General features: G+C 70.9%; 12 protein-coding genes. 7 read left to right on the forward strand and 5 right to left on the reverse strand.

Annotation, left to right across the window (positions count from 1 at the left end; translation table 11 throughout):
• Positions 1-16 precede the first annotated feature (16 nt).
• The 4 genes from VGR06_RS16005 to VGR06_RS16020 all read left to right on the forward strand — a co-directional run bounded on the left by VGR06_RS16005 (position 17) and on the right by VGR06_RS16020 (position 4,534).
• Complete coding sequence (locus VGR06_RS16005) at positions 17-2,488, forward strand: nitrate- and nitrite sensing domain-containing protein (RefSeq protein ID WP_327559871.1); 2,472 nt, start codon at positions 17-19, stop codon at positions 2,486-2,488.
• The gene (locus tag VGR06_RS16010; protein ID WP_327559872.1) at positions 2,485-2,910 is read left to right on the forward strand and encodes a roadblock/LC7 domain-containing protein; all 426 of its coding nucleotides are present in this window, start codon (positions 2,485-2,487) and stop codon (positions 2,908-2,910) included. Before VGR06_RS16005 ends, VGR06_RS16010 begins: the two co-directional genes overlap by 4 nt.
• A gap of 17 nt (positions 2,911-2,927) precedes the next feature.
• Complete coding sequence (locus tag VGR06_RS16015; protein WP_327559873.1) at positions 2,928-3,458, forward strand: DUF742 domain-containing protein; 531 nt, start codon at positions 2,928-2,930, stop codon at positions 3,456-3,458.
• 80 nt (positions 3,459-3,538) lie between these two features.
• Positions 3,539-4,534 (forward strand): hypothetical protein, encoded by a 996-nt coding sequence (locus tag VGR06_RS16020; protein WP_327559874.1) that lies wholly within the window; start codon positions 3,539-3,541, stop codon positions 4,532-4,534.
• Here VGR06_RS16020 and VGR06_RS16025 read toward each other — a convergent pair.
• From VGR06_RS16025 to VGR06_RS16040, 4 genes are all read right to left on the reverse strand, one after another.
• A complete protein-coding gene (locus tag VGR06_RS16025) occupies positions 4,482-5,036 on the reverse strand; it encodes a phage tail protein (RefSeq protein ID WP_327559875.1) in 555 nt (184 codons plus the stop codon). The genes VGR06_RS16020 and VGR06_RS16025 overlap by 53 nt on opposite strands.
• Positions 5,033-6,868 (reverse strand): putative baseplate assembly protein, encoded by a 1,836-nt coding sequence (locus VGR06_RS16030; protein WP_327559876.1) that lies wholly within the window; start codon positions 6,866-6,868, stop codon positions 5,033-5,035. Before VGR06_RS16030 ends, VGR06_RS16025 begins: the two co-directional genes overlap by 4 nt.
• Positions 6,856-7,242, reverse strand: a complete 387-nt coding sequence (locus tag VGR06_RS16035) for a GPW/gp25 family protein (RefSeq protein ID WP_327559877.1) — start codon at positions 7,240-7,242, stop codon at positions 6,856-6,858. The genes VGR06_RS16030 and VGR06_RS16035 overlap by 13 nt, the downstream gene beginning before the upstream one ends.
• Before the next feature lie 91 nt (positions 7,243-7,333).
• The gene (locus VGR06_RS16040; RefSeq protein WP_327559878.1) at positions 7,334-7,921 is read right to left on the reverse strand and encodes a toll/interleukin-1 receptor domain-containing protein; all 588 of its coding nucleotides are present in this window, start codon (positions 7,919-7,921) and stop codon (positions 7,334-7,336) included.
• 27 nt (positions 7,922-7,948) lie between these two features.
• Here VGR06_RS16040 and VGR06_RS16045 point away from each other — a divergent pair, with 27 nt between their 5' ends.
• The 3 genes from VGR06_RS16045 to VGR06_RS16055 all read left to right on the forward strand — a co-directional run bounded on the left by VGR06_RS16045 (position 7,949) and on the right by VGR06_RS16055 (position 10,121).
• On the forward strand, positions 7,949-8,407 hold the full coding sequence (locus VGR06_RS16045) for a DUF4231 domain-containing protein (protein ID WP_327559879.1): 459 nt from the start codon (positions 7,949-7,951) through the stop codon (positions 8,405-8,407).
• A gap of 245 nt (positions 8,408-8,652) precedes the next feature.
• Entirely contained in the window at positions 8,653-9,567 is a 915-nt protein-coding gene (locus VGR06_RS16050; protein WP_327559880.1) for a condensation domain-containing protein, read from the forward strand.
• 83 nt (positions 9,568-9,650) lie between these two features.
• Positions 9,651-10,121 (forward strand): nuclear transport factor 2 family protein, encoded by a 471-nt coding sequence (locus tag VGR06_RS16055; RefSeq protein WP_327559881.1) that lies wholly within the window; start codon positions 9,651-9,653, stop codon positions 10,119-10,121.
• Between the two features lie 7 nt (positions 10,122-10,128).
• On the opposite strand, the gene VGR06_RS16060 is transcribed toward VGR06_RS16055, so the two are convergent.
• A partial coding sequence (locus VGR06_RS16060; protein WP_327559882.1) for a YdcF family protein occupies positions 10,129-10,734 on the reverse strand: 606 nt, incomplete at its 5' end.

The raw sequence follows: 10,734 nt of genomic DNA on the forward strand, positions 1-10,734 counted from the left end.
CAGTGAGGCGTATCTCGTGAACGCCGAGGGCGCCACCCTGCGCCCGCCCGGCCGCCATCCGGCATGGTTGGCGGCGGCCGTGCAGTGGCGCAACTGGCCGTTGCTGATCAAGTTGAGCATGGTGCTGGTCGTGCCGGTCATCGCGGCACTGGTGCTGGGTGTGCTGCGGGTTCGGGCCGACGTCGAGCTCGCCAACTCCTACTCCGACGTCGAGCGGCTGGCCGCGGTGCGCGGCGAGCTGGTCTCGGTGCTGTCGGTCCTGCAGCACGAGCGCGCGCTCGCCGTGCAGCAGCTCAGCTCGCCGTCCCCGGTCTACCAGCGATGGGCCCAGGGCACCGACATGACGGTGGCCGGCATGACCGCCCTGGTCCGGCAGGTGCCCGACCTCGGCCCGCTGCCGAGCGCCAGGTATCAGGACCTGACCGTGGCGCTCGGCACACTGCCGTCGGCGCGGCAGGGGGTGGCCGAGCGTGCGCACCCGGCGGTGGCGCTCGCCGCGTACAGCAGCGTGATCAACTCGGTGCTCGACTTCGACCGCACCCTGGTCAGCCGGTTCCCCCAGGAGCAGCTCACGGGCCTGTCCGCGGCGCTCTACGACCTGCAGATGGCCGGCGAGCAGGTCAGCTTCCAGCAGGCGATCGGGCTGGTCGGGCTGTACCGCGGCCACCTCACCTCGATCGAGCACAACCTGCTCGTCGAGGCCAGCGCCCGGCTCGACGACAAGATCGGCGACACCCGCACGGTGGCGCCCGCCGACCTCTGGCGGCGGTACGAGGCGACCGTGACCGGTTCGGAGGTGGACACCCGGCTGACCCTGGTGCAGGGCGCCCGCGACAACGGCACCATCGCCCTTCCGTTCTCCGCGCAGCAGTGGAACGCCACCTCCGAGGAGACCGCCGACCGGATGGCGGATCTCTCCCGGGCCGCCGCCGCGCAGCTTCAGAGCGAGGCCGCCGAACTGCAGGACAGCGTCAGCAACCGGGCCGGCGCGCAGGCCGTGCTGCTGCTGGTGATGGTGCTGCTGGCCGGCGGCATCGGCGGCGTGATCGGCCGGTACCTGGTGCGCTCGGTGCGGGTGCTGCACCGCACCGCGCTGGACGTGGCGCTCAACCGGCTGCCCGCGGCGGTGGCCAGCATCCGGGCCGGCGAGGGCGCGAAGGTGGTCATCGAGCCGGTTCCGTTGCAGACCACCGAGGAGTTCGGCCAGCTGGCCCGGGCGTTCGACGCGGTCAACGGCCAGGCGGTGCGTTCGGCGGCGGAGGAGGCGAGCCTGCGCAGCAACCTGCGCAACATCTTCGTCAACCTGTCCCGGCGCAGCCAGGGCCTGGTGGAGCGGCAGCTGCGGCTGATGGAGCAGCTCGAGCAGCGCGCCGACGACCCGGAGGCGCTGGCCAACCTGTTCAAACTGGACCATCTGGCCACCCGGATGCGGCGCAACAACGAGAACCTCATGGTGCTGTCCGGAATGGACCTCGGCCGCCGGGCGACCGAGCCGATGGCGCTGCCGGACGTGCTGCGCGCCGCGGTGTCCGAAGTGGAGCACTATCAGCGTGCCATCGTCCGGTCCGCACCGATGGCTCGTATCATCGGCTACGCCGCGGGCGACCTGGTCCGGTCGGTCGCGGAGCTGGTGGAGAACGCCACCGCGTTCTCGCCGCCGACCACGCAGGTGATCATCACCAGCCGATTGACCGAGGACGGGTCGGTTCTGATCGACATCGTTGACCAGGGCATTGGCATGGGTGACGCGGAACTCCTCGAGGCCAGCGAAAGAGTGGCCGCCGGCGGTGGCGTCGACGTGCCCGTGTCCCGTCAGATGGGACTGTTCGTAGTGGGCAGCCTGACCGCCCGGCACGGCATCCGGGTGCGTCTGGCCAAACGGGACGATGGCGAGCCCGGGCTCATGGCGTCGCTTTACGTGCCGGCCGATCTGGTGCACCGGGACGGTGAGCCGGTGCCGGAGGCGGACGCCCCGACGCTGACCAATATCGAACCGGTGCCGGCCGTGCCGCAGCCGGAACCCGAAGCCGTGCCGCGGCATGAGTTCGGCGCCGTGCCGCGGCCGGAGCCGGCGCTGGTTTCGTCCGGTGGCAACGGGGTGACCGGCCGGCTGGAGTCGGCGGGGATCTTCGTGAGGCTGCCCGACGTTCCGGACGCCACGTCGCCGGCGTCGATCCTGTTCGCGCCCCGAACCCCGGTCGAGGACGGCGCATACGGCGGCGACTTCACCTGGTTGCGGTCCGCGGGTCCCAAGGGACAGCCGGGTGCCGCACCGGTAACGCTTCCGCCGCCCGCCGCGATGCCCACCCAACAGGGTCCCGGCGGGCTGCCCAAACGGGTCCCCCAGGCCCAGCTGCTCTCCACCCAGCAGCAGCGCGGGCGGCCGGCGACCGGACCGCGGGACGCGGCACGGGCCCGCGGGTTCCTCAGCAGTTTCCAGGCGGGCCTCCGCCGGACTGAGGAGAGCAACGAGGAGGGGAGCACGTGACACAGGCGTTACCGGGACGCTCCCACCAGGTGAGCCAGTTCGGCTGGCTGATCAACAACTTCGCCGACAACGTGCCGGGCGTGGCACACGCGGTGGTGATCTCCGTGGACGGGCTCCTGCTCACCGCGTCGCACCGGTTGCCGGTGGACCGGGCCGAGCAGATGTCCGCCATCGCCGCCGGCATCGTCAGCCTCAACCTGGGCGCGGCCCGGGTCCTCGGCGCCGAGCAGGTGACCCGCGTGGTCGTGGAGATGGACTACGGCGTGCTGCTGCTCACCTCGATCCGGGACGGCTCCTGCCTCGCCGTGCTGGCCACGCGCGACTGCGACGTCTCGCAGGTGGCGTACGAGATGACCGTGCTGGTGGACCAGGTCGGGCAGATCCTTACCCCGCAGCTGCGGGCCACGCTGGCCGCAGGTTGATGCCCGTGAGGTGATTCATGAGTACGGACGACGGGGGGGTCACACCGGAGGAGACCTTCGCCGACGTGCTCAACGGTTTCGGCCTCACCGGCGGTCACCGCCCGCGCACCCGGCACGCCGCCCCCGAACCCCAGAAGCACACCGTGGAAGGCACCTTGGGCCCGCTTGACGACCTGCCCGAGGAGGCCGCCGCCACGGTGCGCGCCTACGCCTGGACCGGCGGCCGCACCCAGTCCGACTTCCACCTGGCCATCGAAACCCTGGTGTCCACAAGCGAGCGCGCTGAACGCATGCTCGACACCCTCTGCACCGAGCACCAGTCCGTCGCCCGTCTCTGCCGCCGCTCCCGCTCCGTCGCCGAAGTCGGCGCGCTCCTCTCCTTGCCACTGGGCGTGATCCGCGTCCTGCTCGGCGACATGTCCAGCCTCGGCCTCATCGACGTCCACCACAACCAGAGCGGCCCGGACGACCGCCCCGACCTGGACCTGATGGAACGGGTGCTGCGCGGCCTGAACAACCTCCGCCCCGCTCCGGCTCGCGGCGGCTGAAGTGCACTGAAGGCGGCCTTCAGGACGTTCAACGTCCCGAAGGCCGCCTTCAGTGCACTTCCTACCCCCACAATACGAAGGTGACCCAGCCCCGGCGCCCGCTCCACGCCGCGTTCCTGACCTACCCGCCGTTCGGCCCGACTCAGCTGGACAGCGCGTTCGAGTCCCGGTGGCCCCGGATCCACGGTCCGCTGCGGCACGCCCTGGACGGCTGGTTCGCCGGCGGCGGCGGCACCTGCCACCTCGTTCCGTTCGAGGGCGAACTCGAGGAACTGGCCAACCTCGAGATCGACGTGGTCTGCTTCCCCGAGCTGGTCCACCTTGCCCAGGATCAGGAGAACTGGAACCGCGCCCACGCCATGATGTTCGCCGCCTGCGAGCGGGCCGGTGACCGAATGGCCATAGTGGACCCACCGCCGGACCTCACGCCGCAGGAGGTCAAGGACTGGCGGATCAACAGCTCCGGCGCCGACACCGCCTATGGTGCGCTCTACTACCCATGGGTGCGCGTCGCCGCGCCTAACGGCGACCTGGTGACCGTGCCATCCTGCGGGCACGTCGCGGCCGCCTGGGCCCGTGCCGCGCACTCACCGGGAAACCTTGTGCTGGAAGGGGTTCTGGACGTCGCCACCGACCTGACCGGGCCCGAGCTGGACATCCTCACCCCGGTCGGCATCAACGCGCTGCGCGCCATCTCCGGCTGGGGCATCAGAACCTGTGGCGTCCGCACGCTCTCGTCCGAACCCGCCTTGCGTCGCATCGCGACCACGCGGCTGCTCAACGTCCTGCGGCGGGCGACCTTCCGTGGGGACGAAGCCGATACCGAGCGGCAGGTGCGTGAACTGACCGGCCTGGCCGGTGATGACCTCACCGTAACCCATGCCGGCCGGCAGATAAGTTTCCAGATCTCGGCCCCGCCGGGTGTCGTTCCCGATGCGCTCAACACCAGCGGCTCCCGCTCGGTACCGTCGAAGGTGACGGTTCGGCTGTCGCCCCGGATCACCGGCGCCGAGGCATTGATGATCACCGCCGATCTGGGGTCGGGGGAGTGGGTGGTTCAGCCCGCAGAAGTGTGACCGCCGCCCGGTGGCCGGCCACCACGTCGCCGAGGACGAGCCGCTCCAGATGGGCGAGGTCGTGCTCCGGCCAGGTGTCCACAAGCGAGCCGGAGATCCGGATCTCGATGTCTCCCACCGGAGCCGGCAACGCCGAGCCGTCGTTGACCACCACGAAGCCCGGTTCGAGGACCTCCACCGCGGAGACCTCCGAGCCGCCGAGCACCTCCACCAGCCGCCGGATGCCGTGCTCGGTGCCCCGGTAGGTGAGCAGTTCGCCGGCGGCGTCCAGGAAGCGGCGCTTGGCGTTCATCGACGGCCAGCCCGGCGGCAGATCCCAGCCGAGCCAGGAGCACAGCCAGTCGACCATCGGATCCGGGGCCAGTGCGGGGTGTGCGAGCAGGGCCAGGTTGTCGACCGGGACCGCCACCGTGTTCAGTAGCTCGTCGAACACGGCGACCAGCCGCATGAGGAACTCGTCCTCGCGCATCTGCCGCGGCAGCAGGTCGGCCAGCCGGTTCATGGCAGCGTTACCCGAACGTGCGCCGGCATGGGCCAGAACAGGCCGTCCGGCGGCAGTTCGAGCCGGTCGGTCGCCGTGCCGGCCTCGTCGGTGACCGGGTCGGCTGGGAAGATCTGGAGGTCGTCCACGACGTCGACGCCGGGGACGTCGAGCAGCACACCGAACAGCTCCCCGGCGACCAGTCGCCGCCCGAACGGCCAACCCCTCCGGTCCCGCCCGCCGGTCACCGGATGAAGGTACGTGCGTACCGCCGCCGCGGCCCGGTTCGCCACCTGCTCGACCTGTGCGTTCCGGATGGCGGTGATGCTGGCCACGACCCGCACGCCGACATAGTGCGGCGGCTCCAGAAGGAGGCTGACGCCGACCACCCGGCGTTCGGACAGGAACGCGAGCACCTCCTCGAACACGGCGCTGGTCGGGCCCAGCGCGCCGAACGAGTCCTCGTCCGGCCCGGCCTGCGGCACCAGCAGCACCCGGGCCCGGGGACCGCCTTCGCCGCCGGCCACGCAGCGCGCCCGCGCCAACAGCGGCGTCGCCTGCAGCGCCAGCTGTTCGAAGTCCGCCGGCGAGACCGCCCGCCACCCCGAGCGCAGTACGGCGGGCGCCCGCCTTCTGGCCTCCTCCACCGGTTCCGGGTCCCGGCCACCCCAGGCCGGCATCCGGTTCTGCACGAAGGAGATGAACGGGACGGCGTCGTGCTGCACCGCGAGCGTGTGCGCGGCGACGTTGCCGGCCGAGCCGCCACCGGTCAGGTAGTCGACGACAACCGCCGCGCCCTCGGGAGGGATCGCGCCGTGCGCCCCGTCGCCGAACTGGATCTCGCCGCTGATCGTGTCCAGCTCAACGTGCCGGTCGTCCGGAGTGGAGTTGACCAGGGAGTCCACCGCCTGCCACTCCGCCTCGCCGACCAGAATCCGCCACCGCTCCGGCAATACCGGCGCGCGGTGGGTACGGAACCGCTGCGCCGGCCGGCCGTCGCTCACCCCGGCCCGCTCGCCTTGAATCGCGCTGGCGTGGTGTGCCCTTGCCATGACACCGACACAGACCGTCTCGATCACCTGCACCCGGACCGAAAGCGCGAGGGGTGCCGGGAGCCGCAGGCGAATCCAGTGCGCGGTGACCTCGCCCAGTCGCGTACCTGCCCATTCGGATCCGGTGTCGACGATGAACCGCACGCCGTCGTCTGTTCGCCGCTGCTCCGTTTCCGCCGGAGTCCAGCCGTGCTGACCCGACACGCTCCACGTCAGAGTGTTGGCGACGCTGTGATCGATCAACAGGTCCACGAGCATCAGCGATCCGGGGAAGGCGTCGGAGAAGCCGAGAGCGAGGACCTCGTCCCCGGCTTCGCCCAGCAGCACCGGGTGCCCTACCTGGAGTGGCGTCACCTGGCCAGCCACCATCAGCGTCGTCCAGCGCATCTCGGTCGGCTGGACGACAGCTTCCTCGACCGTACTGAACTCCACCGGTTCCGCGTCGTCGGTGGCCTGTGTGGCGATCCGGGTGCCTCGGGGAATCCTGATGGTCTGGTCCGGTGTCGCCGCGAAGAAATCCACCTGGGTCTCGGCGACCGCGCCCGGGCGGGTACGCACGCCGACCATGTTGAGGAAGGTCGAGTACATGCGGTCCGGGACCTGGTTGAGTCGGTAGATCAGCTGGTCGATCATGAACGCGAAGATCTCGATGAGCATTACCCCGGGATCGCCCGGCTCGGCGCTGTTCCACTCCGGGCATCGCTGATCACGTAGCCGCATCGCCTGCTCGACCAGATCCTGGAAGCGTCGGTCATCCAGGGTGGGAATCGGCAGCCGGCCGTCCGCTGCTATTCGATCCATTCGAAGCTCCCCTCGAAATGCCAACGCTCCCCGGTGGATCTCAACACGTATCCGATCCGGACGACGGCCATGCCCCGGAGGTAGCGGGTCGCTGGGGCGTAACCGATGCTCGCCGAGTCGACCAGTTCCACCCGGGACACGTCGATCCGTGGCTCGAACGTCTCGACGAGCTCGCGGATGCGGTCCGGCAGCTCCTCGGTCGTCCAGTCCAGCCGGATGCCGAAGTCGGGCCGCATCGGACGCTCGCCGGCGACCGTGCCGATCAGCACCGCCAGCGCCGCGTCGACGGCGCCGCAGCCGGAGTGCAGCGCCACCCGGCCGCGGGCGTCGACGCTCAGCGGAAATCCCCAGCCGGTGGTCCAGGCCCCGCTCACGCCACCGCCTCGCAAACTCGGCGGTGGAGAATTCGGCGCCTCGTTCCTCGGCGCCGAGGCGGTGTTCGATGGTTCGCTCCGCAAGCTCCGCTCACCGGCGCCGCCGGATGGCGACCACGGTGCCCGGGGCGAGTGCGGACGTGTCCAGGCCGGGGTTGTCGTCGGCGATCAGCCGCCAGTCCGCGGGGGAGCCGAGGTAGCGGGCGGCCAGCAGGTCGATGCGCTCGCCACGGCGGACCCGGTGCAGGATCACGCCGCGCCGGTCGGGAGCGGTGGCGGCCGGGCCGGCGGTGGGCTGGCGCAGGAAGCGGACCAGGGCGGCGAGGCCGTCGTCGTAGCTGCCGGTGAGGTCGACGGCCTGGAGGACGCGCAGCCACGGCGGCATGGTGATCCGCTCGGCCAGCACCGGGACCAGCGTGACTGTACCGTCGACCTGGAGCATCTCGGCGATCTGCAGTTCCTGTTGCACCGCACGGGACTGCAGGGCCGGTTCGGACAGCAGGACCGCGACGTGGGTGCAGGCCTGCAGGCCCGCTTCGATGGCCTGGGGCCACGTGACTCCGGGGTCGATGTCGCGCGGGGCGATCCAGGTGGGGATGCCCTGCGCCTCCAGGTCTGCGGACAGCCGGTGGGCGAGCGGGCCCTCGCTGTCGGTGCGGTGACTGAGAAACACCCGCACGTTGCCCTCCCCGCGTATGCTTCGACGGTGGTTGATCAGTTGGCACAGCCCGGCCCGTTGGACGCCGCCGCCACGATTGCGCGCCTGGACGACCAGTTCACCTGGCACGACCAGAAGAGCATCAAGGCGCAGAAAGCCTACAAACAGGTCAAGCTCATGCAGCTGGTGGTGGGGGCGTCGGTGCCGGTGGTGGCCGGGCTCTCCGCGCCGGCCGCCGTGACTGCGGCGCTGGCGGCCGTGGTGGTGGTCGCCGAGGGTCTCCAGCAGCTGTACCAGTGGCAGAACAACTGGGTGCAGTACCGGGCCACCGCCGAGGCGCTGAGGCACGAGAAGAACCTTTTCCAGGCACAGGCGGGGGAGTACGCCGGACCGGACCGGGTGCAGCGGCTGGCGGAGAAGGTGGAGAATCTGGTCACTGCCCAGACTCTGAAGTGGACGAAGCTCCACGACGTTGGCAGCAAGCCGGGTGCAGCCGCCCATCAGTGAACGATCGTGAACCACCGATGCCGGGTTTCCCGCCCCGATGTCCGGCCGTTCGGGCGTTTGCTCATGCCCCTTTGGGCGGCATGCTCCGATTGCCGTAGCGAGGTTGGCGCGTTCGGCTGAGGGCGTTTTGGGGGTATCTGGGCATATTCTCTCAGCGCTGCGCGAACTACGGCGGATCGCCGGCAAATCCAAGCGTTACCAGCATACCCAAGGGGGAGTATCGCAATGGTGTCCGGTGGAAGGCCGTGACGGGTCTGGACACGCCGTCGTTCGGGCAGCAGCGGTTGTGGTTCGTGGACCGGATGGAGCCGGGTTCGGCGCTGTACAACGTGCCGGTGGCGGTGCTGCGCCCGGTGTTCGAGGAGCGCGCCGGTGAGCCGGTGCTGCTGGCGGCCTGCGCCGGGCTACTTTCCCGTTACCGCGGGCAGGATGACGTGGTGATCCGCCCGGCGGTGGGCGGGCGGCCCAGCCCGGAGACCGAGCACCTGATCGGACTGTTCGTCAACACGATGCCGCCGCGGGTCCCGGTCGCCGGCAACCCGACGTTCCGCGAATTGCCCTCCCGGGTGTGCGACGTCACCCTGGACGGCCTCGGCTACGCCGGCACCCCGTTCGAGCGGGTCGTGGAAACCGTTGCGCCGCAACGGGATCTTGGGCACGCGCCGATCTACCAGGCACAGCTGAACCGGCAGAGCACGCCGCCGCTGCGGCTGCCGGGAGTTACGCCCGCCGAGCCGGAGCTGGTCCACACCCGAACGGCCACGGTGGACCTGACCTTCCGGTTCGCCGGCCGGGACGGCCGGCTCGGCGCGGACCTGGAGTACAGCTTCGATCTGTTCGATCCGGACACGGCCGAGCGCAGGATCGCGCACCTGCCGGCGTTCCTGCCCGCCGCGGCGACCGACCCGGAGGTGCCGGTGGCGCTGTGCCTGGAGCGCTCCGCCGCGCTGGTGGACGCCGCCACCCGCAGCCGGCCGGCCGGGCTGCTCGGCAGGTTGGCCGGCCGGCCGGGAGAACGCGCCGGGCTGGCCCGCCGCCGGCTTCGCCGGCGGCAAGGACGAGTGCCTGGCGCACATTCAGGAGGTCCGGACAGGTCTTCGGCCGCGCAGTGTGCGGGAGCGAGCTTGCGAGCGACCCAGCTGGCGGTACGCACCGGCTGAAGCAGGGCCCCGGCCCACATCCGTGACCGGCGCCCCTGCCGGTCCGCTCAACGAAACACTCGAAACCCTTGGGAGACACGCACATGAAGAGGTTCGCCGCCCTACTGATCGGTGCCCTCGTCGCCGGCACCCTGGTCACCTCCGCCGCCGCCAGCTCGGCCAGCGACCAGTCCGGCGAGACCGGCATCGACGTGATCTGCAAGAGATCCCTCGAGAGCACCCAGCGCGGCTTCGACCAGGCCTTCAACGACCGCGACGCGCACCGCCTGGCCTCCTTCTACCGCGACGAGGCAACCCTGGTCAGCCCGCGCGGCCGGGTGTTCGCCACCCGGGCCGTGATCGAAACCGCGTTCGCCGGCCTGTTCAGCGCGCCCTTCACCTCCACTGTCATCCCCGTCCGCACCGTCATCGAAGGCTGCCGCACCGCCGTCGCCATCACCGACTTCACGATCGTGGACGCGAACGGGCCGCGGCACTTCCTGGCCTCGCTGACCTACACCATGGACCGCGGCCGCTGGCAGGTGCTGCTCGACCAGAGCACGCTGCTGCCCTGAACCCGGTTCAGCAGCCCCGGTCGAAGACCACGGCCTTGACGCTGGCGCCCCACTGGTAGGGGATCTGGCGGAACCAGTCCAGGGCGGGCAGCGGGCTGGTGCTGACCGCGACCGGGCCGGGGAAGCACCTCGACACGATCAGCCGGGCGCGCCAGGCATGATCGGGCGTGGTGACCAGGATGACCGAGGTCCAGTGGTGCTCGGCGGCCAGCCCGGCGATCGCCCGGGCCTCGCCCTGGGTGTCCTCGGCATGGAAGCACATGATCGTCACGTCGGGGACGGGCGGCAGGCACCTGTCCGTCCCCGCCTCGGCTTCAACGGTCGACTGGACCAGCACCGGCGCCCGGTGTTCCCGGGCCAGCCGCAGCGCGGCCTCGTCGCGGTTGCCGGGCCCGCCGAGCTCCACGATGGCGTCGGCCCGGTCCGGCAACGGCGGCAGGTCCGGCCAGACGAACACCCGCGCGGTCACCGCGCCGAACACGATCACCACGGCGGCGACGATCCACGGCCAGCGCCGTCTGCGTCTCTTGGGCCGCTCATCCGCCGCTGCCGGCTCCTCCTCCATGCCGCCGAGCCTAACGCCGTCGCGGTGCGCCACCCGGTGGCGCACCGC

It is taken from the genome of Actinophytocola sp. (assembly GCF_036002505.1).
Classification (GTDB): Bacteria; Actinomycetota; Actinomycetes; order Mycobacteriales; family Pseudonocardiaceae; genus DASYTH01.

What these genes read in the sequence shown, in the direction of transcription:
- VGR06_RS16025 (WP_327559875.1), bottom strand. Translation starts at nt 5,036, where the DNA reads ATGAACCGGCTGGCCGACCTGCTGCCGCGGCAGATGCGCGAGGACGAG.
- VGR06_RS16015 (WP_327559873.1), top strand. Translation starts at nt 2,928, where the DNA reads ATGAGTACGGACGACGGGGGGGTCACACCGGAGGAGACCTTCGCCGAC.
- VGR06_RS16030 (WP_327559876.1), bottom strand. Translation starts at nt 6,868, where the DNA reads ATGGATCGAATAGCAGCGGACGGCCGGCTGCCGATTCCCACCCTGGAT.
- VGR06_RS16055 (WP_327559881.1), top strand. Translation starts at nt 9,651, where the DNA reads ATGAAGAGGTTCGCCGCCCTACTGATCGGTGCCCTCGTCGCCGGCACC.